Raw genomic sequence first — 22,336 nt, forward strand, 5'->3', positions numbered from 1 at the left:
CGAATGGAGGAAGGTATGAAACACGCCCGGCTCGCGGCGGCGGCCAGCGCGGCCGTGCTCGCCGTCGCGCTCACCGCGTGCGGATCGAGCACCAAGACCGTGGACCAGGAGGCCGGTTCCGGCGACAACGCCGGGGCGCTCGTCGGGGTCACCATGCCGACGAAGTCCTCCGAACGATGGATCCACGACGGCGACAACGTCAAGGCGGGCCTGGAGAAGCTCGGCTACACCGTCGACCTCCAGTACGCCGAGAACGACATCCCCGCCCAGGTGAACCAGATCGAGAACCAGATCACCAAGGGCGCCAAGGTGCTGATCATCGCCTCGATCGACGGCACCGCCATCACCACGCAGCTGCAGAACGCCGCGGACAACAAGATCCCGGTCATCGCGTACGACCGGCTGATCCGTAACAGCCCGAACGTCGACTACTACGCCACCTTCGACAACTTCAAGGTCGGGGTGCAGCAGGCGACCTCGCTGCTGGTCGGGTTGAAGGTGAAGAACCAGGACGGCACGGACGGCACCGCCAAGGGGCCGTTCAACATCGAGCTCTTCGCCGGCTCGCCGGACGACAACAACGCCACCTTCTTCTTCAACGGCGCGATGTCGGTGCTCCAGCCGTACATCGACAACGGCACGCTTGTGGTGAAGAGCGGGCAGACCGACTTCAAGACCGTCGCGATCCTGCGCTGGGATCCCGGCACGGCACAGCGCCGGATGGAGGACCTGCTCACCAAGACGTACGGCGGCGGCGCGAAGGTGAACGGGGTGCTCTCGCCGTACGACGGGCTCTCGATCGGCATCCTGTCGGCGCTGAAGAGCAACGGCTACGGCAGCGGCGGGCAGCCGTACCCGGTCGTGACCGGGCAGGACGCCGAGGTGGCGTCGGTGAAGTCCATCATCGCCGGCGAGCAGTACTCGACCATCTACAAGGACACCCGGCAGCTCGCCGAGGTGGCGGTCAGGATGGCCGACGCGGTGCTCAAGGGGGACAAGCCCGAGGTCAACAACGAGACGGACTACAACAACGGCAACAAGGTCGTACCCTCCTTCCTGCTCGACCCGGTGATCGTCAACAAGGAGAACTACCAGGCGGCGCTGATCGACACCGGCTACTACAAGCCGGAACAGCTCCAGTAGCACAGTGGTCGCCAACCAGTAGTCGTACCGTCGCGGCGGTCTCCCGGGGGCACGCACCGCGTACCCCGGGCGGCCGCCGCGGCACGCCGGCACGCCCGGCGAGACCAGCCCACCCACCAACGCTGGAGGCGATCCGTTGGCATGACCGACGACATTCTGCGGATGCGGGACATCACCAAGACCTTTCCCGGGGTACGCGCCCTCGAGCAGGTCGACCTCTCGGTACGCCGGGGCGAGATCCACGCGATCTGCGGCGAGAACGGCGCCGGAAAGTCGACGCTGATGAAGGTGCTCTCCGGGGTCTACCCGCACGGCTCCTACTCCGGGGAGATCTCCTTCGAGGGGCAGCGCTGCGCGTTCTCCGACATCCGGGACAGCGAGCGGCGCGGGATCGTCATCATCCACCAGGAGTTGGCGCTCTGCCCGCAGCTCTCCATCGCCGAGAACATCTTCCTCGGCAACGAGCGGGCCAGCCGGGGCCTGATCGACTGGAACCGGACCAACCACGAGGCCGCGGCGCTGCTCGCCCGGGTCGGCCTGCGCGAGAACCCGCTGACGCTGATCAGCGACATCGGCGTCGGCAAGCAGCAGCTCGTCGAGATCGCCAAGGCGCTGGCCAAGCGGGTCCGGCTGCTCATCCTCGACGAGCCGACCGCCGCCCTCAACGACCAGGACTCGGCGCACCTGCTCGGCCTGCTGCGCGGGCTGCGCGACGAGGGGATAACCTGCGTCATCATCTCGCACAAGCTGAACGAGGTCGCGGAGATCGCCGACCGGATCACGATCCTGCGGGACGGCCGGACCATCGAGACCCTGGACCTCGTCACCGACGAGGTGACCGAGGACCGGATCATCTCCGGGATGGTCGGCCGGGACCTCGACCACCGGTTTCCGCCGCGCGAGCCCCGGATCGGCTCGGAGGTGCTGCGGATCGAGGACTGGACGGTGCACAGCCCGACCCAGCACGGCCGGGTGGTGGTCTCGGGCGCCAACCTGACGCTGCGGCGCGGCGAGGTCGTCGGGCTGGCCGGGCTGATGGGCGCCGGCCGGACCGAGCTGGCGATGAGCGTCTTCGGACGCTCGTACGGGGCGAACATCTCCGGCCGGCTGGTCAAGGACGGCAGGGAGATCAGCGTACGGTCGGTGCGGGACGCGATCCGGCACGGCATCGCGTACGCGACCGAGGACCGCAAGCGGTACGGCCTGAACCTGATCGAGGACATCAAGCGGAACGTCTCCGCCGCCGGTCTGGGCAGGCTGGCCCGGCGCGGCTGGGTCGACGACAACCGGGAATACCAGGTCGCCGACGAGTTCCGGGCCAGCCTGGGCATCAAGGCGCCGAGCGTGCTGAGCGTGACCGGCAAGCTCAGCGGCGGCAACCAGCAGAAGGTCGTGCTGTCAAAGTGGATCTTCACCAACCCTGACGTGCTGATCCTGGACGAGCCGACCCGGGGCATCGACGTCGGTGCCAAGTACGAGATCTATTCGATCATCAACCGGCTCGCCGACGAGGGAAAGGCGATCCTGGTCATCTCCTCCGAGCTGCCCGAGCTGCTCGGCCTCTGCGACCGCATCTACACCCTCTCCGCCGGCCGGATCACCGCCGAGGTGCCGCGGGCCGAGGCGACCCAGGAGCACCTGATGCGGTTCATGACCAAGGGCCAGGCCGACCACGGTGACGCCCGCAACGGCGGTGACGCCCGCAACGGCGGTGACGCCCGCAACGGCGGTGACGCCCGCAACGGCGGTGACGCCCGCAACGGCGGTGACAAACCGGGTCGCACCGAGGACCGGAACGACCCGACGAACGGACAGGAGCAGCTTCGATGAGCACCACCGCACCCACCAACGCCGACATCGCGGTGAGTGGCCCCGGTCTCGCCGAACCGTCGCCCCCGAGCGGCGGGCCCGGCCGTCGGTTGTCGATGAACCTGCGGCAGAGCGGCATCTACGTCGCCTTCGCGCTGATCGTGCTGCTCTTCTCGGTGCTGACCGACGGGGCGTTGCTGCAACCGCAGAACATCTCGAACATCGTCGTGCAGAACTCGTACGTGCTTATCCTGGCGATCGGGATGATCCTGATCATCATCGCCGGGCACATCGACCTCTCCGTCGGCTCGGTGGTGGCGGTGACCGGGGCGGTGGCCGCAGTGCTGATGGTCGAACACGACGTGCCCTGGCCGCTGGCGCTGGTTGTCACCCTCGTCGTGGGCGGGCTGATCGGCGCCTGGCAGGGCTTCTGGGTCGCGTACTTCGGGATCCCGGCCTTCATCGTGACCCTGGCCGGCATGCTGCTGTTCCGGGCGCTCACCCTGACCGTGCTCGGCAACCAGGGCATCGGCCCGTTCCCGGACCCGGTCCGCACCCTGGCCAACGGCTTCACCGAGGGCTACCTCGGCAACGTCGGGCTCGGGGTGCTCGGCGGGGCCGACCTGTTCAGCCTGCTGGTCGGGATCGCGGCGGTGGTCGGCTTCGCGGTGGTGCAGTGGCGCGGCCGGATGGCGCGGCTCGCGTACCAGCAGGGGGTCGAGCCGTTCCCGCTCTTCGTATTCAAGATCGCCGCGGTGGCCGTGGTCGTGATGACCGTGGTGGTGCAGTTGGCCCGGTTCAGGAACCTGCCGTGGGTGCTGGTGCTGCTCGCCGGGCTGGTGCTGGCGTACACGCTGCTGACCAACCGGGCCGTCTTCGGCCGGCAGATCTACGCGGTCGGTGGCAACCTCCAGGCCGCGACCCTGAGCGGGGTCAAGGTCAGGTCCGTCGTCTTCTGGATCTTCGTCAACATGGGTGTGCTGGCCGCGCTCGCCGGGATCATCTTCGCCGGCCGGCTCAACCAGGCCGGACCGACCGCCGGCAACGCCTTCGAACTCGACGCCATCGCCGCCGCGTTCATCGGCGGGGCGGCGGTGCAGGGCGGCGTCGGGAGGGTGGTAGGGGCGATCACCGGCGGCCTGATCATGGGTGTCATCAACAACGGCATGTCCCTGATCGGTGCCCCGAGCGAGCGGGTCATGCTGGTCAAGGGCGCCGTACTGCTCGCGGCGGTGGCCTTCGACGTCTGGACCAAGCGTCGCGCCGGCGCGGCCCGGTAACGCCACACGGTCGGCGGCGGTACGGGCGCGCACCGTCGCCGGCCACGGGTCCGGCCGGGTCGGCGGGATGTCGGCCCGGGACGGTCGTCAACGTATCCGGGTGTAGGTCAGTGCGAAGTCGACGTGCCAGGGTCCCCGCGCATCCGGTGTCTCCGGACGTACCGCACGTCGGTGCCGCGACCGGGGTGGTGGTCGCCGAGATCGGCCGCGACCGGCGCCGTCTCCGGCTTGCCTCGACGCGCTCGGCGGCGTGGGCGCCAGATCCTGACGCCCATTGATACCGTCCGTTGCGTGATCGCCACGCCTGCCGCCCTCGGCGTCGACTTCGGCACCTCGCACACCGTGGCCGCGCTACGGATGCCGAGCGGCCGGATCGAGTCGCTGCTCTTCGACGCGTCGCCGCTGCTGCCGTCGGCGGTGTTCGCGCAGCCGGACGGTCGACTGCTGATCGGTCACGACGCGCTGCGCGGCGCCCGGGTCGATCCGGGCCGCCTGGAGCCGCATCCCAAGCGTCGCATCGACGACGGCACGTTGCTGCTGGGCCACGTCGAGATCGCGGTGGCGGAGGCGATCCGGGCGGTGCTCGCCCGGGTGGCCCAGACCGCCGCGCGGGCACTCGGCGCCGCGCCCCGGCCGGCGGTGCTGACCCACCCGGCGACGTGGGGTGCCCGGCGCCGTGCGGTACTGGCCGAAGCCGCGTCCGGGGCCGGGCTGGGCGAGGTCCGGCTGGTGGCCGAGCCGGTCGCCGCCGCGCTGTACTTCACGGAGGTGCTCGGTCACCGCGTGGAGGAAGGTAGCACGCTCGTGGTGTACGACCTCGGCGGCGGCACGTTCGACATCAGCGCGGTGCGGCGGGGGGTCGATGGTGGCTGGGAGGTGCTGGCCACCGCAGGGCTGGACGACGTGGGCGGGGTGGACATCGACGCCGCGATCGTCGACTGGATGGTTGCCCAGGTCGGCACCGAGCTCGTCGGGCGAGGCACCGGGCTTGCCGAGATGCGACGGCAGCACGTCGTGCAGGAGGAGGCGCGGGCCGCCAAGGAGCAGCTCAGCCGGGGCACGGCGGCACCGATCGTCCTGCCGGGACCGGATCGCGACCTCCACCTCACCCGCGACGAGTTCGAGCAGGTGGCCCGGCCCTTCCTGGACCGGACGGTGGCCCTGACCACCTCGACCCTCTTCGCCAACGGCGTCGCCGCGGACCGGCTGGCCGGGGTGTTCCTGGTCGGCGGGTCGAGCCGGATCCCGCTGGTTGCGACCATGCTGCACCGGGCGCTCGGAGTGGCGCCGACGGTCATCGACCAGCCGGAACTGGTCGTCGCGTATGGCAGCCTCCGTAGCCTGTCCGCTCCGGAGGGCGCCGCGACCGGCGCGCTGCCTCCGACGGAGGTCCGGCCGGCAACGGCCGGACGGGCAGTGGGCGTGTCACCGGCGGCAGCGGTGGTCTCTGGAGCGCCGGTGGTGATTCCTGCGGAGGCGGTGGTGCCACCCAGGTCGGCGGTGGCACCGCCCGGCATGGATGCGGCGCCACCCGGTACGGCTGGTGCGTCATCCGGTACGGCTGCCGTGGCGCATGCAGGGGCGGGTGCAGGGGCGGGTGCGCCGGCCGCCGGGCGGCGGACCGTAGCCGAGCCGGCATCCACGCCGCGTCGGCCGCTGCTCGCCCTCGCCGCCGTGCTGCTGCTCGGTACCCTGGTGGGCGCGGCCATGACCGCCTATCCGCTCGTCGCCGACTACGACGGTCCGATGCCGTACTGGACCGACCGCTACGCCTGGCAACTCCTGCCCCTGGCGGGACTGCTGGCCGGGCTCTGGACCCGTCGGCGCGGAACAGCGCTCGTCGCACAGGTGGTCTCCGGCGTCGTCGCCGGATTCGTCGGCCTCGCGGTGGTGCGGGCCGGTCAGAACATCTTCGACCTGCCCTGGGGCACCCCGGTCCACTTCTACTACTGGGAGCACAACCCCGACGTATGGTTCGTGGCGCTTGTCGGCGGCTGCCTCGTCGCCGGTTTGGCCGTCGAAGTGGCACTCGCCGCGACCGCGCGGCTGGGCAGTCGCGGCGCGGCGCTCGCCATCGTCGTCGCGGCCGGCGTTCTGCCGAGCCCGCTGCTGCTCTGGATCTTCGACTGGTACGCCCATCCGCCGCTGATCCGGGTGGCGGTCGACGCCCTCTTCGCGTATCCGTTTCTGCTGCTGCTGGCCTGGCCGGCGGCCCGGCTCGGCCGGCGGCCGTCGCGGTGACGCGGTACGTAGCGCGGTAGCGCGGTGGACCGAGCCGGAGGGGGCCATGCTCTGTCGCGCGTTGTCGGTGCCAACAGGACCAGCGCCAACGACTGATCAGACCGGATGATCGGTTGCGCAGGCCAGCTCCAACTTTCTCTTGCCCTCACCAGCCGCAGGCGTCTCGAACTGTCGTGATTCTCAAGACGTGGAGACTACCGGCCGAGCTGCGCCGCAGCCCGTTCCGGACGACCATTCTCCATCCGCATCGCTGCCGCGACGCAGTCGCTGCACACGGACGGAGGCTAGCCGGTCCGGCGGTGCCTGCCCTCGTCGTCGCGGTCGAGCCATGCGGCTCGGTTCCGCCGTGCGAAATCGTCGAAGGTGCGGGGAGGCCGGCCGGTGAGGTCGAGCACCGAGGTAGTGAGCCGGGCATCGGCGCCGGCTCTTGTGCCGCTCTCGATGGCGGCCAGGCTCGTGGCGAACGGCGCAGGCAGGCCCGCCGCTCGGTAGCCGGCCGCCACCTCGGCGACGTCGACGTGATAAACGCGGACCGGCCGGCCTGAAACGTCAGTGATGATCGAGGCCGCTTCGCGATAGCTCAGCGCCTGCGGGCCGGTGAGGTGGTAGTCATCGAAAGGGGAAAGATCCACAGTGCTCAGCAGCGCCGCCGCCACCTCGGCCACGTCATGTACGTCGATCCAGCCCACGCGGCCGTCACCGGCCGCCGTACGGATCTCGCCGCGCGACCAGATGCCCTGGCCGAGGAGGTGCGGGCGCAGAAAGTTCTGCATGAAGCCGGACGGGCGAATGACGACCCACCCTGGTTCCCGCCTGACCCGGACGGCGAGCTCGCGCCGGCCGGGCGCACCGGGGAAATCGATCCCGGAGCCGAGCAGGATCAGCCGCCGCACGCCGGCCCGCCGCGCCTCGGCCAGGAAGGGCTCGACCACGGTCAGCGGGCTTACCGTCGAGGGCGGTGGGACCAGATAGACCCGATCGATTCCGCGCAGCGCCGCCGCGTGGCTCGCGGGGTCGTTCCAGTCGAACCGGACCGCGTCGGGGTCCTCCGCAGCGGCGTTCCGGCTGCCGGCGCGGACCGGCACGCCACGCGAGCGCAGTACTTCCACCAGCGCGGTCCCGGTCTTTCCGGTGGCTGCGGTGACGAGCACGCCGCTCATCGGGTCACTCCGGGAAGGCCGGAGACGCACGAGTAGAATCGTTGGACGAACGTCATACCATTCACTGTACATAAGGTTTGACCATCATCCAACTATGAGATGGGAGGTCAGCGATGAAGGCAGCCGCACCCCCAGTGCAGGAGCTCGTCCGCGTCCTCCAGGCGATGAGCGACCCGCACCGGCTCAAGATGCTGAAGCTCCTCGCCGACGGTGAATGGCATCCGTGCGGGCCGGAGGTGTGGGCGACCGGCCTGCACAAATCGACGATCTCGCACCACATGCGGATCCTGCGGGAAGCCGGGCTGGTCGAAAACCAGCAGCACGGCCGCAGCAAGCACGCCAAACTCCGCCGGGATGCGATCGAGGAGCGGTTCCCGGGCCTTCTCGGCGGCATTCTACCCAACCTGTGAGCCGGGCCCGGGCAACCGCGACGCGGGCCGGCCTACCGGACATGGCCGTCTGTAGAGGTCGTCGGCGGTCACGGCGAGCAGACCGATCGCCTCCCGGACGTAGCGCCAGGGCGGGATCGCGGCAGGGTAGGACAGCGACGAGCCGGATCGGCAGGACCCCGCGGAGCGGTCGATCAGCGTACGGCGATGTCGCGGACGAAGCGGCGCCACGCGTCGCGGTCATACGCCGAAAAGGACGGGCGGGGGCGCGGGGGGATCGATGCGGGCTGCGCTGGCGGTGCCCGTATTCGGTGCCGCCACCGCCGCCCGGGGCCGGATGTCCCGTGACGGTCGCGTACCCGATCCGCCCCCGCTTCCGGCGGCGCCCGGTCCCGTGACGCGAACCGGCGGCAGGTCCGGACCGGGGCACACCAACGACCGCGCAACGATCGGATCCAGCCCATCGGCGGTCGCGCCGCGAATCCGGTCGGCGGTCGCGCTGCGGTTCCGGTCGGCGGTCGCGCCGACCAGCCGGACGCCGCGCCGCTCGCCGTGGCCACCCGGTTCCTGGGGTGGCTACCCGGCGCTCGCGAAACCTGACGGCCTGCGGAGAAAGTCGACGAGCAGCGCGGTGACCTCGGCGGGGCGTTCCAGGCTGGGCAGGTGACCGGCCCACGGCAGCTCGACGTGCCGGGCCGTCGGCAGCAGCTCGGGCAGCCGCGCGGCGATCTGTCGGAAATCCGGCAGGTCGTGGCGGCCGGAGACGGCGAGGCAGGGTGCGGTGATCTGTCCGAGGTCGGGCTCGCCGAGATCGAGCTGTGGCACGTCCTCGGCGGCGGCGAGCTGCACCTCGAAGGCGTGCCGCTGCATGTCGTGCACCCGGTCGCGGGTCGCGTCGTCGGCCTCCGGCCCCAGCCAGGTAGCCACGTTCAGCGCGACGGCGGCGGCGAGGTCGCCGGCCTCGATCAGCTCGTCCTCACGCCGGGCGAAGGCCCGCAGCTCCGGGCCGGGGCGATGGCCGGGCATGCCCGGACAGAGCAGCGCCATCGCGCTCACCCGGGCCGGCCACCGGGCCGCGACCTCCAGCGCGACCCTGCCGCCGTGTGAGGCGGCGACCACCGCGACCTGCTGGACACCGAGGTCGTCCAGCAGGTCGCGCACGTCCCGGGCCTCGGAGTACGGTCGATCCGGCATCGGCGTCTCGCCGAAGCCCCGGAAGTCGCAGCGGATCACCTGGTATCCGGCGTCGCGCAGGGTGAGCCACTGCGGATCCCACATCCGGCGGTCGCAGACGGAGGAGTGCAGCAGCAGGACGGCCGGGCCGGCACCGTCGACGTCGTGGAAAAGCGTCATCGCGGCACACCGTAGGCCGATCCGCATCCGGCACACCAGCGATTATCGCGATCCCACCGGTCCGGTCCGGACCGGCTCGCTACGCTGACCCGGGACGGCAGATCCGACAATGCACGCCAATCGCCGGCGAGGGTTCGCATGCCCTCGCCCGCTCGCGTGCCGGGTCGACGCGACCCGCCGTCGGCGGGGGCGAACACGGGGGAAGGGAAGAGACGGGTGCCCTATCTGACTGTCGGCGTGGAGAACTCCGCGCCCATCGACCTGCACTACGAGGACCATGGCGCCGGGCAGCCGGTGGTGCTCATCCACGGCTTTCCGCTCAGCGGATCGGCCTGGGAGAAGCAGATCAACCCGCTGCTCAACGCCGGTTACCGGACCATCACCTACGACCGGCGCGGGTACGGTTCGTCGAGCCAGCCGGCCGTGGGCTACGACTACGACACCTTCGCCGCCGATCTCAGCATCCTGATGAACGAGCTGGACCTCACCGACACGATCCTGGTCGGCCACTCGATGGGCACCGGCGAGGTGACCAGATACATCTCCAACTACGGCTCGGCCCGGGTGAACCGGGCGGTCTTCATCTCGCCGATCCCGCCGTTCCTGCTCAAGACCGACGACAACCCGGAGGGCATCGACCAGAGCCTATTCGACGGTTTCATGCAGAGCGTGATCACGGACCGGGCCAAGTACCAGACGTCGTTCCTGCACGACTTCTACAACCTGGACGAGAACCTCGGCAGCCGGGTCAGTGAAGAGGTCGTCCGGATGAGCTGGGACGTCGCGGTGAGCGCCTCGCCGATCGGCACCCTCGCCTCCATTCCCGCCTGGCTCACCGACTTCCGCCAGGATCTGCCCCGGATCGACGTACCGGCGCTGATCATCCAGGGTGACCAGGACCGGGTGCTGCCGTACGCGGTGTGCGGGCAGCGGATGCACGCGGCGATGGCCAACAGCCAGCTCATCACCCTCAAGGGCGCGCCGCACGGCATCCCGTGGACCCACGCCGACGAGGTCAACCAGGCGCTGCTCGACTTCATCCGGACCCCGGTAGACGCGCTCGTCTGACCCGGCGGCACGGCGGCACGGCAGAGGCACGGCGGCACGGCAGAACGGCGGCACGGCAGAACTTGGCACGCCTCAGGACCCGGGCGCGATGAGTCTCTGGTCGGTCGCGTCCCGGACCAGGATCGCCTCCACCGGGCAGGACTCGGCGGCCTCCACGACCAGGTCGGCCGGGGCGACCTGGTCGGCCAGCGGGGTGGAGAGGTCGTCGACGAGTTGGAAGTGCTCCGGCGCCATGCCGGCGCAGATCCCCGAGCCGATGCAGCGGTGCGGATCGACGCTGACCCGCCAGGCGGCACTCACCACGCCACCGGCAGGGCCAGCGGTCCGGGCACGGTCAGCGGCCGGTTCTCCGTCATCTCGGGTCCCTCCGTCGGGCGGGTGCGGTCGACGCCGGGTGGGTCACTGATGACGAATGGTAGTGAACGGTGTCGACGAGCTCCATTTCCCAGATTGCTGATCGCGGTCAGGCGTCCAGATATGCCAGTACCGCCAGCACCCGGCGGTTGTCGTCCTCCGAGGGTGGCATGCCGAGCTTGCTGAAGATGCTGTTGATGTGCTTGCTGACCGCCTTCTCGGTGACGAAGAGCCGGCCCGCGATCGCCGCGTTGGACCGGCCCTCCGCCATCAGGCCGAGCACCTCCCGCTCCCGGGCGGTAAGCGCGTCCAGCGGCTCGGCACCGGTACGGTTGGCCAGCAGTTCGGCGATGACCTCGGGGTCCATCACCGTGCCACCGTCAGCCACCCGCCGCACCGCGTCGAGGAACTGGCCGACGTGGGAGACCCGGTCCTTGAGCAGGTATCCGATCGCGCCACGGCGGTCGGCCAGCAACTCGCCGGCGTAGAGCCGCTCGACGTGCTGGGAGAGGACCAGGACCGGCAGGCCGGGGATCCGGCTCCGGGCCTCGATGGCGGCCTGGAGCCCCTCGTCGGTGAAGGTCGGTGGCAGCCGTACGTCGACCACGGCCACGTCGGGACGCTGGTCGAGCAGCGCCGGCAGCAGGGCCGGCCCGTTGTCGACCGCCGCGACGACGTCGAAGTCGAACGCCTGGAGCAGCCGGGTCAGCCCGTCCCGGAGGAGGGCGAGGTCCTCGGCGATGACAACTCGCACGGCAGCTCCATGGTCACACTGGTCGGCCCGCCGGCCGGGCTGGCCACGAACATCGTGCCATCAAAGGCGGCGACCCGTCGTTCGATCCCCCGCAGTCCGGTGCCGCCCGCCGGATCCGCCCCGCCGGCACCGTCGTCGCCGACCAGCAGCACCAGCCGGCCGTCGGCGTACCGGAGCCGTACCCAGGCATGCCGGGCCGAACTGTGCCGGGCGACGTTGGTCAGCAGTTCCGCCGCCGCGAAGTACGCCGCCGACTCGACCGGGGCCGGAGGCCGGCCCGGCAGCTCGGCCTCCACCTCGACCGGCAGCGGCAGCTTCAGTGCCAGCGCCCGGATCGCCCCGCCGAGACCGCGCTCGGCGAGCACCGGGGGATGGATCCCCCGGACCAGGTCCCGCAGCTCGGCGAGGGCCTGCACGCTCGCCTCCCGGGCCTCGGCCATCAACCGCCGCGCCGCGTCGGGATCCCGCTTCATCAGCTCCTCGGCGAGCCCGATGCTCATGCTCAGCGACACCAGCCGGGCCTGCGCCCCGTCGTGCAGGTCCCGTTCGATCCGGCGCAGCTCGGCGGCCTGCGCGTCCACGGCCTGGGACCGCGTCTCGGCGAGATGCCGGACCCGCTGCTGCAGCGCCGCCGACGCCGTCGGTGCCAGCAGCGCCCGGACGAAGCCGGCGTGTATCCGGCGGATCGACTCGCCGGCGACGGCGCCGAGCAGGATGATCAGAAGACCCTGCGGCGGCACCAGCAGAGCCCTGCCGAGGCTGTCGACCGGCCAGAGCGTGCCGTAGTTGTTCGGAGTGCCGAGCGCCCAGAGCAGCACCGGCAGCCCGAGCAGCCCCTCCAGCCCGTAGATCAGCAGGCCGACCGGGAGCACCCCGAGGACCAGGCCGACCGGTATCGACAGCAGTAGCCAGAGCAGGTCCCGCCAGGTGGCCGGGTCGGTGATCATCCAGCGGTAGCGTCGCCAGACCGTCATCTCGGCCGGCGGCGGCCGGTAGGGGACCGGAATCTCCCGGCCGCTCCACCGCCCGGCGACCTGCCGGTTGAGGGTGGCGAGATCGCGTACGGTGGCGGTCACCGCCGGAAAGACGAACAGGCCCGCACCCAGCACGCTGAGGACCAGGGCCAGCACCGAGAGCACCAGCAGGACGATGTTGGCGCTCACCGAGAGGACCGCCAGCAGCAGCCCCTGGCCGGTCTGGACCAGGCTGTGCCGGAGCCACTGTGCCGGCGGGCTCGTGAGCGGCTGGTGCGGGTGGTCCATCCGCCCATTCTTGCCGGCCGCCCGGCCCCGATCGGTGGTGCTACGACCACCGGCGTCCCGGGGCGTGCCACCCCGGCGGTTCAGGGCGTACGCCGCTGGCGGGCCGCCTCGTAGAGGGCGACCGTGCCGGCGGTCGCCGCGTTGAGCGAGCTCGCCGCACCGGCGATCGGGATGCGGAGCATCCGGTCGCAGGACTGCCGCCAGGCGGTGCTGAGTCCGGCGGTCTCGTTGCCGACCAGCAGCACCGTCGGGCCGGTGAGATCGTGCTCGGCGATCTCGACCTCGCCGGCCTCGTCGGTGCCGACGACCTGCACCGGCAGCCCGCCGTCCCGCAGTGTCGTCACCCAGTCGAGCACGTCACGGTGCGAACCGACCCGGACCACCGGGAGCGCGAAGAGCGAACCGGTGCTGGCCCGGACCGCCCTCGGGTCGTAAGGGTCGGCGGCGTGCCCGACCACGACGAGCCCGGCGGCGCCGAAGGCGTCGGCGGAGCGGACCAGCGTGCCGATGTTGCCCGGTGCCGTCGGCCGGTCGAAGACCACCACCAGCGCGTCCGGCCCGGTCGGGATCCGGTCCAGCCGGTCCGCCGGCAGCTCCAGCACGGCCAGGAGTTCGGGCAGGTCGTCGTCCTTGCCGCCGAGTTCGTGCAGCAGCTCCGGGGCGACCGCGTACCGGGTGCCGCCGCTGCCGTCGAGCAGGTCCCGGGCCCACCCGGAGAGCGGTACGCCGTCCGGGTGCAGCAGGGCGCGCACCGGCCAGCCCCGCTGCACCGCCACGGTGATGGGCCGGACGCCCTGCACGAGGAACTCGCCGGCCCGCTGCCGCTTCGACCGGTTGGTCAGCAGGGCCGACCACTGCTGGAAGCTGGCGTTGCGGCTGGTGACCCGCAGCGTCCTCGCGGGTGGTGTCCGACCACGCCGGTCGGGGGAGTCGGTCCGGGTGGAGGTTCCGGCGGAGGTCCGGGCGGGACCGCTCCGGCTCCGCCCGATGCCGTCTGGATGCACCGGCCGACGATACCGCCGACCGTCGCTTCCGTCGGCGATACCGCCGACCGTCGCTTCCGTCGGCGATACCGGCTTCCGCCGTGGCTACCGGCGTGGGCTCACTTCGTGGCGCCGCTGGTGAAGCCGTTGTAGATGAAGCGCTGGAGCAACAGGAAGATGATCAACGTCGGGATGATGACCAGGATGACCCCGGCCGAGATCACCTCCCACTGTGCCCCGAACGGCCCCTTGAAGCGGAACAGGGACGTGGAGATGACCCCGAGGTCCCGGTCCGGCATGTAGAGGAAGGGGATGTAGAACTCGTTGTAGATGGTGATCCCCTTGATGATCACGACGGTCGCGATGGCCGGCTTCAACAGGGGCAGGATGATCCGGAAATAGATGGTCAGGTGGTTGGCGCCCTCCAGGGCGGCAGACTCGTCCAGTTCCCGGGGTATCCCCCGGAGGAACTGCTGGAAGATGTAGATCGAGATGATGTCGGTGCCGAGGAAGAGCAGGATCGCCGACCACCGGGTGTTGAAGAGCCCGAGATTGTCCACCACCTGGAACGTGGCGACCTGGGTGGTCACCCCCGGCACCAGGGTGGCCAGCAGGAACGCCATGATGATCGTCCTGCGGAACCGGAACTCGAAGCGGTCCAGCGCGTACGCCGCCATCGAGCCGATCAGCACGGTGCCGGCGAGCGAGACGGCCAGGATGATCGAGGTGTTCACGAAGGCGCGCAGCATGCCGCCCCGGGTGAACGCGGTGACGTAGTTGTCGAGGTTGGCCCAGTCTCCGGGCGGGTCGAAGGGGGCACCGTTGATGAACTCGTCGTTGGTCTTGAACGAGGCCATCAGCAGGACCAGCAGCGGTAGCAGCACCACCAGGGAGGCGACCACCAGGGAGGCGTACTTGAGGGTCACGGCGGTCCGGGCGCCGAGGGTGCCGAGCGGGGTGGCGCCCCGGGCCCGTCGCCGGGGCGGCGCGCCGGGGGAGCGGAGGGCGGTCGGGCTCACGACAGGTTCACCTTCTCGTCGGGTACGACCCGGCGCTGGATCCAGGTAAGCAACAGGATGATCAGGAGCAGGACGACGGCCATCGCCGAGGCGAGCCCGACCTTGTAGTACTTGAACGCCATGTCGACGGTCTGGATCACGAAGGTCTCGCTGCCGTTGGCGCCGCCGGTCATGATGTAGGGGATCTCGAAGACCGACAGCGATCCGGAGATCGCCAGGATGAACGAGAGCCCGACGATCGGCCGGATGCCGGGCAGGATGAGGAAGCGGAACTGGTGCCACCGGTTGGCGCCGTCGATCTCGGCCGCCTCGTAGAGCTGGGCCGGGATCGATTGGATGGCGCCGAGGAAGAGCACGAAGTTGAGCCCCATGTAGCGCCAGATCGACGTACCGGCCAGGGAATAGTTGATCACCTCCGGGTCGCCGAGCCACTGCTGGGCGACGCCGCCGAGCCCGACGAGCCGCAGGGCGGAGTCGAGGGTGCCGCCGGGCTGGAAGAAGTAGAGGAAGACCATGGCGATGGCGACGCCGTTGATCAGGTACGGGAAGAAGATGATCCCCTTGAAGAGGTTGCGGAACCTCACGTTGAAGCTGAGCACGGTGGCGAAGTAGAGAGCCAGCGCGATCTGCACGACCGACGCGCCGATGTAGTAGAGGCTGACCCGGAGCACCCCGAAGAGCTCCGGGCGGGTCGCGATCTCGACGTAGTTGCCGGCGCCGATGAACTCCTTGCTCGGGCTCAGGCCGTTCCACGAGGTGACGCTGTAGCCGAACATGTTGGCTACCGGGACGTAGGTGAAGACCGCCAGCAGCGCGACGGGGACGAGCAGGAAGAGGTACGGGGTCGGGCTCCTCCGCCGTCGGGTCGCCGGCCGGCGCCGGCCGGCGGGTCCGAGGCGCTGCCGCAGGGCCGTCCCGGTCAGCCGGGGGAGCCGGGCCGCGGTGTTCGTCGGAGCTGCCATCTGGGAAACCCACACCTTCCGGGTCGGGCCGGGGCGCGCGTCGTCGTGCCGGCGGCCACCGGGGCGGCCGGGCGGCGACCGCCACCCACCCGCCCCGGTGAGCTGGTGACCGTTGCTGGCCCGGTGACCGAGGTCAGCCCGTCACCGGAGCTTGGACCCGGTCTCCGCCCACTTCCTGTTGAGGTCGGCGAAGATCTGGTCCCTGGTCTCGTCCGTCGCGCCGCGTGCCGCGTCCACGATCCGTTGCCGGTAGGTGCCGTCGTAGAGGGCGATCTCGGCGGCGTTGCCGATCTTCTCGGCCAGCCCCTCCTCGCCCTTCGGCGCCGGGTTGAACTCGATGAACTCGGTGCCCGCGGCGGTCAGGTCGGCCAGGGTGCTCGGCATCCCCTGGTCGATCACCGGTGAGATGCCGCCCTGGTCGACCGCGTAGTTCGACTCGTCGGCGAACCAGTCGACCCAGGCCCGTGCGGTCGCCTTGTTCTTCGAGTGGATGTTGACGGCGTTCTTGTAGTCGCCGCTGACGACGCTGTGGAAGGTGCCGCCGCTCTGGGTCGGGAAGGGCAGGTAGCCGATGTCCGCCCTGTCGGCGGCGGCGTCCTGCATCTGCACGATGGACCAGGAGCCGAGCATCATGGTGGCGATCTTGCCGCTTCCGAGCATCCCCTTGGACTGCTCCCAGTTGGTCGTCGTCGGGTCCGGCTCGGTCAGCCCGCGCTGTACGGCGTCGAAGAGCAGCGAGTCCATGATGTGGTGCTCCTTGCCGGCCGCCCACGGGGCGTCGTCCCGGCCCAGCTTGATCGCCGCGTCCGGGTCACCGCTGATCCCGCCCCGGTTGCCCTCCCACTGGCCGAGCGGCCACTTGTCCTTGTAGTTGGTGTAGAGCGGGATCGCCCCGGTCTTCTCCTTGATCGCGGCGAGGGCGCCGAGGAACTCCTCCGGCGTCTTCGGCGGTGCGGTGACGCCCGCCTGCTGCCACACCTTCTTGTTGTAGACGAAGCCCTGCGCGTTGCCGGTGATGGCGAGGCCGTAGACCCTGTCCTCGAAGCGCTGCTCGGTGCGGACGAAGCGGTACTTCTTCTCCAGCTCCGTCACGGTGCCGAGCGGTTCGAAGAAGGTCGGCAGGAGGTCGGCGGTGACCGAGTTGGGGATGAGGAGCACGTCGCCGTACTCGTCGGTGTTCATCCGGATCCGGACCTCGCCCTCGTAGTCCGTGATCGCCTCGAACTTCACCGTGGTGCCGGGATATTTCGCCTCGAACGTCTTCTTGTAGTCCTGGAAGACGGTGTCGACGATGTCGGTGCGCTGGGTCAGCACGGTGATCTCGCCGGTGACGGCACCGTCGGTGCCACCCTCGTCGTCGCCTCCGCCGCAGCCCGCCAGGGCCAGCGCGAGCGCGACTGCGAGTGCGCTGCCGGCGATCGCGTACCTTCTCATATGCGCGTCCCACCTTTCGGTGTCCACATTGGAATTGCACGATGCGTCGAGGCGCGCCTCGGGGAGGGTGGGATAGGCGTCGCGACTTGGAGGGAAGGTACACGCGGGTTACAGCCGTGTCAACGACGTGACAACGGCTTGCGGGAACTGAACTGTTAAGTCGGAAAACCGGTTCAGGCATGCCGTCCCACGTGGACCTCACGACCCGGGCGTCCGCCCCGAACTCCCGCCGGACGCGGGACGCGACCGACCTCATGAACCGGTTTAGGTCCCGGCCGGCCGGTCCCGGCCGCGACCGGCCGGAAGAGGTACGCGCGGATACCCGAAGCCAGCGACGACCGACACTATGTCTTTGCCTGTCGGGGGAAGGACGAGAAGCCGGCCCGCCGGGTAGGTAATGGTTGCCGTGGGCAGGCTTCGACACCCCGGCGGAAGTGGCGCCGAATAGTCGCTGAATCGTCAGGCGGTGCCCGGGTGGCGGGCACGCCGCTCGCGCCAGGCGGCGACGACCCGCTCGACGTCGAAGGTGGCCAGCACCACCGGCGGGCCGTCGACCAGCCCGCGTCGGGCCAGCACGATCCGTTCGTTGAGTGCGGTGACGAGGGCCCGGACCGCCGGCTCCGACGACTCCCGGGCCAGCCGCTCGGGCAACTCCTCGGCCTCCTTGCGGATCTTGAGCGAGGTCGGCCCGATGTCGGTCAGGTTCTCCCGGCGCACCCAGTCGCGGATCCACCAGTTCTCGTCGTACGTGCCGCCGTGCCCCGGCAGCGGCCGGCCGGCGCCCGGAAGATTGTCGAACTCGCCCCGCTCCTGAGCCTCGCGGATCTGGCGTTCGACCCGCGATTCGTGCCTGCTCGGCATCGGTCGTCCTCCTCGTCCTGCCCGTCTGGCCAGCGGATGGGTTCCGGTGTCGATTCTAGGCCGGCGCCGCTGGTGAGCGGCCCTGCCTGTGACCGGGCTGAGCGACGTGGTCGATCCACCGCGACGCGTGTCATGCTGCACGAACGCCGGCGGCGTATCCGGCGCGGCGACGGGAGAGCCGACCGGGCGGAGGAGCCTCTGTGTCAGCCAGCGAAGCGGCACCGGCCGTACCGGTCGCGCCCGCCCGGCGGTTCCTACGATCCTTGCTCTTCGGGCTCACCCTGACCGGCGTTCTGGCCCTGCTCTTCGGCGTGCCCTGGTGGACGCTGGTCGGCGCCGGGACGCACTGGCCCACCCCCGTCTTCGCCGCCGGCACCGCCCTGTTCATCCTGGCTCTCGCCGCGCTACCGGTGCTGATGTATGTCGGGCACGGCCGCCAGCGGGACTGGGCGGCCCGGACCGGCGACACCCTGCTCGGTGTGGTCTGGGTGCTCTTCGCCTGGGCGGCGCTCGGCAACGTGCTCCGGGCCGGGCTCGCCGTCGGGGGCGTCGCGGACCCGGCGCGGTCCCGGATCGCCGCCACGGCGGTCGCGGCGGTCTCGGTGGTGCTGCTCGCCTGGGGGTACGTCGAGGCGATGCGGCTGCCGAGGGTGAGGCGGCTCGACGTGCCGATCGGCCGGCTCGGGGCGGGCCTGGACGGGGTGCGGATAGTCCTGCTCACCGACACCCACTACGGGCCGATCGACCGGGCCGGCTGGTCGGCCCGGGTCGTCGCGGCCGTCAACGACCTCGACGCCGACATCGTCTGCCACACCGGCGACATCGCCGACGGCAGCGTCACGCAGCGCCGCGGCCAGACCGCTCCGCTCGGCGGGGTGCGCGCCCGACTCGCCCGGGCCTACGTGACGGGAAACCACGAGTACTTCGGCGAGGCGCAGGGCTGGCTCGACCACATGCGGGACCTCGGCTGGGAACCGCTGCACAACGGCACCTCGTGCTCGAACGGAACGGCTCCCGGCTCGTGCTGGCCGGTGTCGACGACGCCACGGCCGGTTCCTCGGGGCGCCCCGGGCACCGGCCCGACCATGCCGCGGCCCTCGCCGGCGCCGACCCCGAGCTGCCGGTCGTGCTCCTCGCCCATCAGCCGAAGCAGGTCGCCGGTGCCGTGGCGCACCGTGTCGACCTGCAACTCTCCGGGCACACCCACGGCGGGCAGATCTGGCCGTTCCACCTCCTGGTCCGGCTGGACCAGCCGACGGTGCGGGGGCTGACCCGGCACGGTGACCGGACCCAGCTCTACACCAGTCGCGGCACCGGGTTCTGGGGGCCACCGCTGCGGATCTTCGCGCCGAGCGAGATCACCCTGCTGACCCTGCGCCCGGCCTGACGGCCGCTCTCCAGCGCCTGCTTCTCGTTGTATTCGGCGGTGCCGCCGAGCAGGTGCAGCACGAAGGAGATCCCGAAGAGCAGCGGCAGTGCGATGGCGAGACTGTTGCGATAGAGCGCCAGGACGAGCCCGCCGACCCTGACCGGCCACGGTGAGCTCGGTGTGGTGTGGTCGGCATGGTCCGCCGGCGGGTCGGTCTCCGGTTCGGGCTTGGACTCGGACGACCCGCGCTGCACCAGGTACGCGGTGAGCAGCACGTACGCGCCCATCTGGAGGAACTCCGACTCCCAGTTCTCGAAGCCGCGGCGTGTCACCGCAGGTGAGCGTCCGGTTGCTGACCTGCGTCACCGGAACCCCGATTAATCGACGCTGGTATATTTCTGGCGGTTGATCCGCCCGAATGCGGGCGGAGCCGACGAAGGGAGCGCGCGCATGGGGACATCCGCCTCGTCCACCCTGCGACGAGGGCTGGGCGTGCTCGTGCTGGCGGCGCTCGGCGGCTGGGTACTCACACCGGGCGGGGCGGCCGCCGAGCCCTCGCGTTCCGGCCCGGCACGCTCCGCCGGCACCGGCGGCGTACTGCACGCGACGCTGCTGCCGGCCGCCGGAGGCGTCGACACCCCGCAGCTCGCGGTCAGCTGGCCGGGAGCGGCCGGGGTCGCGCTGGACGTCTCCCTGCCGGCGGCGCACCGGTCGACCGCCCTGACGGCCGACCGGGAGACTGCCCTGGTGGCCGATCGGCCGCTCGACGACGGCGTGAACCTCGTCCCGCTGCCGCTCCTGTCCGACGCGGCGGGAGACCTGCGGCTGCGGGTCCGGGACGCCGCCGGGCGGACCCTGCACGCCTCGACCCATGACCTTGGTGAGCTGCGGCGCGCGTCCGCGTTCGGCTGGAGGGCGGGCTCCCGCCCGACGGCCCGATCCGGATCGACGGTGGTCGCGCCCTCCGGGGCCGGCCCGGCGGCCGCCCCCGGGCTCTACGCGGGCGGCACCTTCACCCGGGCCGGCGGAGTCGGCGTCGACCACCTCGCCAGCTGGAACGGCACGACCTGGTCGAGGGTGGGCGGCGCCTCGACCGCGGGCCCGGACGGTTCGGTCACCGCGCTGGCCGTCTACCACGGTGACCTGATCGCCGGGGGCAGCTTCCGTACCGCGGGCGGGGTCAGGGTCAACGGCATAGCCCGCTGGGACGGGCTCGCCTGGCAGCCGTTGACCGGCTCCTCCGGCACCGGAGTGATGACGAACCCGCTCGACTTCGTCGACGCCCTGGCCGTCTACGACGGTGACCTGATCGTCGGCGGGCAGTTCCTCCGGGCCGGCGACGTGCCGGTCAACCACGTCGCCCGCTGGGACGGCGCCGAGTGGCGGCCGTTGGGCGGGCCGGGTGGCGCCGGGGTGGACGTACCGTCGGTCTGGGACCTGGCCGTGCACGACGGGGCGCTGATCGTCGGCGGCGGTTTCAGCCAGGCCGGCGGCACGGCGGCCAACCGGATCGCCCGGTGGGACGGCAACGCCTGGTCGACCCTGGGCACCGGCTTCAACGGTGACGTACTGGCGCTTACCGTCTTCGACGGCGCGCTGGTGGCGACCGGTGGCTTCACCCAGGCCGGCGGGACGGCTGCCGGCCATGTCGCCGAGTGGATCGGTGAGGCGTGGCGGCCCCTGGGCGGCGGGCTCGACGCCGAGGGCCGGGCCCTCGCCGTGCTCGGTGCGGCGCTGGTGGTCGGCGGCACGTTCACCGAGGCGGGTGGGGCGGCGGCGAACTACGTGGCCCGGTGGGACGGGACCCGGTGGTCCGCGCTGGGCGGTGGGACCGAGGACATCGTGCTGGCGCTCGCCGTCCGGAACGGGCAGCTCGTCGCCGGGGGATTCTTCACCCGGGCCGGCGGCGTGGCGGTGAACCACGTCGCCGCCTGGGACGGCGGCACCTGGTCCGCCCTGGGCGGCCCGGCCGGGACCGGCACCGACGCCGGGGTGTACGCACTGCACGCGGTCTGACGAGCGGAGATCCGGAATGCGCCGCGACCGTCGGCGTGCCCCGACCGTCAGCGCGCCGTGGCCGCACCCGCCGGCACCCGCTCGGCGTAGGCGTCGACGAGTTGCCGTTGCGCGGTCCGCAGGTAGTCGTCGAGCACCGCCTGCGCCCGCTCGAGATCACCGCCCAGGATCAGCTCCAGCAGCTCGCGGTGCCGGTCGAGGTAGGGCTGGTGGAAGGTCTGCGGCACCGCCATGACGTGGAACGCGAGGCGGATCTCGGCAAGCGCCTGGCGCATGATCTCCTCAATGCGAGGGCTGCCGGCCAGGCCCGCGATGGCCAGGTGGAACTGCAGGTCGGCGGTGCCCACGTCGGACCAGCGGCCCTCCGCCGCGGCCCGTTCGCCCGCGACCAGCGCGGCGTCGAGCGCCACCATCGCCTCGGCCGGGCTGTCCGGGGCATTGCGGACGGCGGCGCCCTCCAGCACCCGGCGGAGCCGGTAGATGTCGACGACGTCCTGCACGTCGAGCATGCGGACGAAGACGCCGCGGTTGAGTTCGTGCACGACCAGCCGTTCGTGCGTCAGCAGCCGGAACGCCTCCCGGAGGGTGTTACGGGAGACGCCGAGCGCCGCGCCGATCATCTCCTCGGAGAGCCGGGTCCCCGGCAGCAGGGCGCCCTCGGTGATCCGTGCCCGCAGTATCTCCGCGACCCTTTGCGCGGTGCTCGCCCGGCTGAGCAGCGATCGGTCGTCCTGGAGCTTCGCCAGCCACGTCACGCGGTCATTGTCCTGCATCCCGTCCGGCCCACAATCGAGAGAATGTCCAGTGCGGGGACACGTCAACACGACCATTGACGGATTGTTCAACAGTCTGCCAACCTCGACGGCGTACGCGGCGGCC

The 22,336-nt window shown here is 71.0% G+C and carries 20 protein-coding genes; 8 read left to right on the top strand and 12 right to left on the bottom strand.

What is annotated here, in order from left to right:
- The first annotated feature begins 15 nt into the window (after positions 1-15).
- From chvE to ACN27G_RS10980, 4 genes are all read left to right on the top strand, one after another.
- Positions 16-1,143, top strand: coding sequence for a multiple monosaccharide ABC transporter substrate-binding protein (chvE, locus tag ACN27G_RS10965; protein WP_421492685.1), 1,128 nt, complete (start codon positions 16-18; stop codon positions 1,141-1,143).
- A gap of 141 nt (positions 1,144-1,284) precedes the next feature.
- Positions 1,285-2,973 carry a multiple monosaccharide ABC transporter ATP-binding protein gene (gene mmsA, locus ACN27G_RS10970; RefSeq protein WP_421492686.1) on the top strand — a complete coding sequence of 563 codons (1,689 nt, stop codon included), beginning with the start codon at positions 1,285-1,287 and terminating at the stop codon, positions 2,971-2,973.
- Complete coding sequence (mmsB, locus tag ACN27G_RS10975) at positions 2,970-4,232, top strand: multiple monosaccharide ABC transporter permease (RefSeq protein WP_421492687.1); 1,263 nt, start codon at positions 2,970-2,972, stop codon at positions 4,230-4,232. Before mmsA ends, mmsB begins: the two co-directional genes overlap by 4 nt.
- A 291-nt stretch (positions 4,233-4,523) precedes the next feature.
- Complete coding sequence (locus ACN27G_RS10980; RefSeq protein WP_421492688.1) at positions 4,524-6,473, top strand: Hsp70 family protein; 1,950 nt, start codon at positions 4,524-4,526, stop codon at positions 6,471-6,473.
- 284 nt (positions 6,474-6,757) lie between these two features.
- Here ACN27G_RS10980 and ACN27G_RS10985 read toward each other — a convergent pair whose 3' ends face one another.
- Positions 6,758-7,633, bottom strand: a complete 876-nt coding sequence (locus tag ACN27G_RS10985) for an NAD(P)H-binding protein (RefSeq protein ID WP_421492689.1) — start codon at positions 7,631-7,633, stop codon at positions 6,758-6,760.
- 113 nt (positions 7,634-7,746) lie between these two features.
- Here ACN27G_RS10985 and ACN27G_RS10990 point away from each other — a divergent pair, with 113 nt between their 5' ends.
- Positions 7,747-8,043 (top strand): ArsR/SmtB family transcription factor, encoded by a 297-nt coding sequence (locus ACN27G_RS10990; RefSeq protein ID WP_421492690.1) that lies wholly within the window; start codon positions 7,747-7,749, stop codon positions 8,041-8,043.
- Positions 8,044-8,598: 555 nt separating this feature from the next.
- On the opposite strand, the gene ACN27G_RS10995 is transcribed toward ACN27G_RS10990, so the two are convergent.
- Positions 8,599-9,375 (bottom strand): alpha/beta fold hydrolase, encoded by a 777-nt coding sequence (locus tag ACN27G_RS10995; RefSeq protein ID WP_421492691.1) that lies wholly within the window; start codon positions 9,373-9,375, stop codon positions 8,599-8,601.
- A 216-nt stretch (positions 9,376-9,591) separates the two neighbouring features.
- On the opposite strand from ACN27G_RS10995, the gene ACN27G_RS11000 reads away from it, so the two are divergent.
- Entirely contained in the window at positions 9,592-10,443 is an 852-nt protein-coding gene (locus ACN27G_RS11000) for an alpha/beta fold hydrolase (RefSeq protein ID WP_421492692.1), read from the top strand.
- Positions 10,444-10,515: 72 nt separating this feature from the next.
- On the opposite strand, the gene ACN27G_RS11005 is transcribed toward ACN27G_RS11000, so the two are convergent.
- The 8 genes from ACN27G_RS11005 to ACN27G_RS11040 form a co-directional block, all read right to left on the bottom strand.
- A complete protein-coding gene (locus ACN27G_RS11005; RefSeq protein WP_421492693.1) occupies positions 10,516-10,743 on the bottom strand; it encodes a ferredoxin in 228 nt (75 codons plus the stop codon).
- A gap of 163 nt (positions 10,744-10,906) precedes the next feature.
- Positions 10,907-11,551 carry a LuxR C-terminal-related transcriptional regulator gene (locus tag ACN27G_RS11010; RefSeq protein WP_421492694.1) on the bottom strand — a complete coding sequence of 215 codons (645 nt, stop codon included), beginning with the start codon at positions 11,549-11,551 and terminating at the stop codon, positions 10,907-10,909.
- A complete protein-coding gene (locus tag ACN27G_RS11015) occupies positions 11,503-12,813 on the bottom strand; it encodes a sensor histidine kinase (RefSeq protein ID WP_421492695.1) in 1,311 nt (436 codons plus the stop codon). The genes ACN27G_RS11010 and ACN27G_RS11015 overlap by 49 nt, the downstream gene beginning before the upstream one ends.
- An 80-nt stretch (positions 12,814-12,893) precedes the next feature.
- Positions 12,894-13,703, bottom strand: coding sequence for an RNA methyltransferase (locus ACN27G_RS11020; protein WP_421497294.1), 810 nt, complete (start codon positions 13,701-13,703; stop codon positions 12,894-12,896).
- A gap of 212 nt (positions 13,704-13,915) precedes the next feature.
- Positions 13,916-14,815, bottom strand: a complete 900-nt coding sequence (locus ACN27G_RS11025) for a carbohydrate ABC transporter permease (RefSeq protein WP_421492696.1) — start codon at positions 14,813-14,815, stop codon at positions 13,916-13,918.
- The gene (locus tag ACN27G_RS11030) at positions 14,812-15,777 is read right to left on the bottom strand and encodes a carbohydrate ABC transporter permease (protein WP_421492697.1); all 966 of its coding nucleotides are present in this window, start codon (positions 15,775-15,777) and stop codon (positions 14,812-14,814) included. The genes ACN27G_RS11025 and ACN27G_RS11030 overlap by 4 nt, the downstream gene beginning before the upstream one ends.
- A 141-nt stretch (positions 15,778-15,918) precedes the next feature.
- A complete protein-coding gene (locus ACN27G_RS11035) occupies positions 15,919-17,211 on the bottom strand; it encodes an ABC transporter substrate-binding protein (protein WP_421492698.1) in 1,293 nt (430 codons plus the stop codon).
- Positions 17,212-17,670: 459 nt separating this feature from the next.
- Complete coding sequence (locus tag ACN27G_RS11040; RefSeq protein WP_421492699.1) at positions 17,671-18,072, bottom strand: DUF1992 domain-containing protein; 402 nt, start codon at positions 18,070-18,072, stop codon at positions 17,671-17,673.
- A 200-nt stretch (positions 18,073-18,272) separates the two neighbouring features.
- Between ACN27G_RS11040 and ACN27G_RS11045 the strand changes: the two genes are divergently transcribed.
- The gene (locus ACN27G_RS11045) at positions 18,273-19,343 is read left to right on the top strand and encodes a metallophosphoesterase (protein ID WP_421492700.1); all 1,071 of its coding nucleotides are present in this window, start codon (positions 18,273-18,275) and stop codon (positions 19,341-19,343) included.
- Positions 19,344-19,368: 25 nt separating this feature from the next.
- Here ACN27G_RS11045 and ACN27G_RS11050 read toward each other — a convergent pair whose 3' ends face one another.
- Positions 19,369-19,773, bottom strand: a complete 405-nt coding sequence (locus ACN27G_RS11050) for a DUF6766 family protein (RefSeq protein WP_421492701.1) — start codon at positions 19,771-19,773, stop codon at positions 19,369-19,371.
- Positions 19,774-19,891: 118 nt separating this feature from the next.
- Between ACN27G_RS11050 and ACN27G_RS11055 the strand changes: the two genes are divergently transcribed.
- Positions 19,892-21,457 carry a hypothetical protein gene (locus ACN27G_RS11055; protein WP_421492702.1) on the top strand — a complete coding sequence of 522 codons (1,566 nt, stop codon included), beginning with the start codon at positions 19,892-19,894 and terminating at the stop codon, positions 21,455-21,457.
- Between the two features lie 47 nt (positions 21,458-21,504).
- Here the strand turns inward: ACN27G_RS11055 and ACN27G_RS11060 are convergent, their stop codons facing one another.
- Positions 21,505-22,212, bottom strand: a complete 708-nt coding sequence (locus tag ACN27G_RS11060) for a GntR family transcriptional regulator (protein WP_421492703.1) — start codon at positions 22,210-22,212, stop codon at positions 21,505-21,507.
- Positions 22,213-22,336 lie beyond the last annotated feature (124 nt).

The sequence above is a fragment of the Plantactinospora sp. WMMB334 genome, assembly GCF_049179095.1.
Classification (GTDB): domain Bacteria; phylum Actinomycetota; class Actinomycetes; order Mycobacteriales; family Micromonosporaceae; genus Plantactinospora.

Bases quoted from the DNA above. Each gene is read 5' to 3' on its own strand.
- chvE (WP_421492685.1), top strand. From the start codon at position 16: ATGAAACACGCCCGGCTCGCGGCGGCGGCCAGCGCGGCCGTGCTCGCC.
- mmsA (WP_421492686.1), top strand. From the start codon at position 1,285: ATGACCGACGACATTCTGCGGATGCGGGACATCACCAAGACCTTTCCC.
- mmsB (WP_421492687.1), top strand. From the start codon at position 2,970: ATGAGCACCACCGCACCCACCAACGCCGACATCGCGGTGAGTGGCCCC.
- ACN27G_RS10985 (WP_421492689.1), bottom strand. From the start codon at position 7,633: ATGAGCGGCGTGCTCGTCACCGCAGCCACCGGAAAGACCGGGACCGCG.
- ACN27G_RS10990 (WP_421492690.1), top strand. From the start codon at position 7,747: ATGAAGGCAGCCGCACCCCCAGTGCAGGAGCTCGTCCGCGTCCTCCAG.
- ACN27G_RS10995 (WP_421492691.1), bottom strand. From the start codon at position 9,375: ATGACGCTTTTCCACGACGTCGACGGTGCCGGCCCGGCCGTCCTGCTG.
- ACN27G_RS11015 (WP_421492695.1), bottom strand. From the start codon at position 12,813: ATGGACCACCCGCACCAGCCGCTCACGAGCCCGCCGGCACAGTGGCTC.
- ACN27G_RS11030 (WP_421492697.1), bottom strand. From the start codon at position 15,777: ATGGCAGCTCCGACGAACACCGCGGCCCGGCTCCCCCGGCTGACCGGG.
- ACN27G_RS11035 (WP_421492698.1), bottom strand. From the start codon at position 17,211: ATGAGAAGGTACGCGATCGCCGGCAGCGCACTCGCAGTCGCGCTCGCG.
- ACN27G_RS11040 (WP_421492699.1), bottom strand. From the start codon at position 18,072: ATGCCGAGCAGGCACGAATCGCGGGTCGAACGCCAGATCCGCGAGGCT.
- ACN27G_RS11055 (WP_421492702.1), top strand. From the start codon at position 19,892: ATGGGGACATCCGCCTCGTCCACCCTGCGACGAGGGCTGGGCGTGCTC.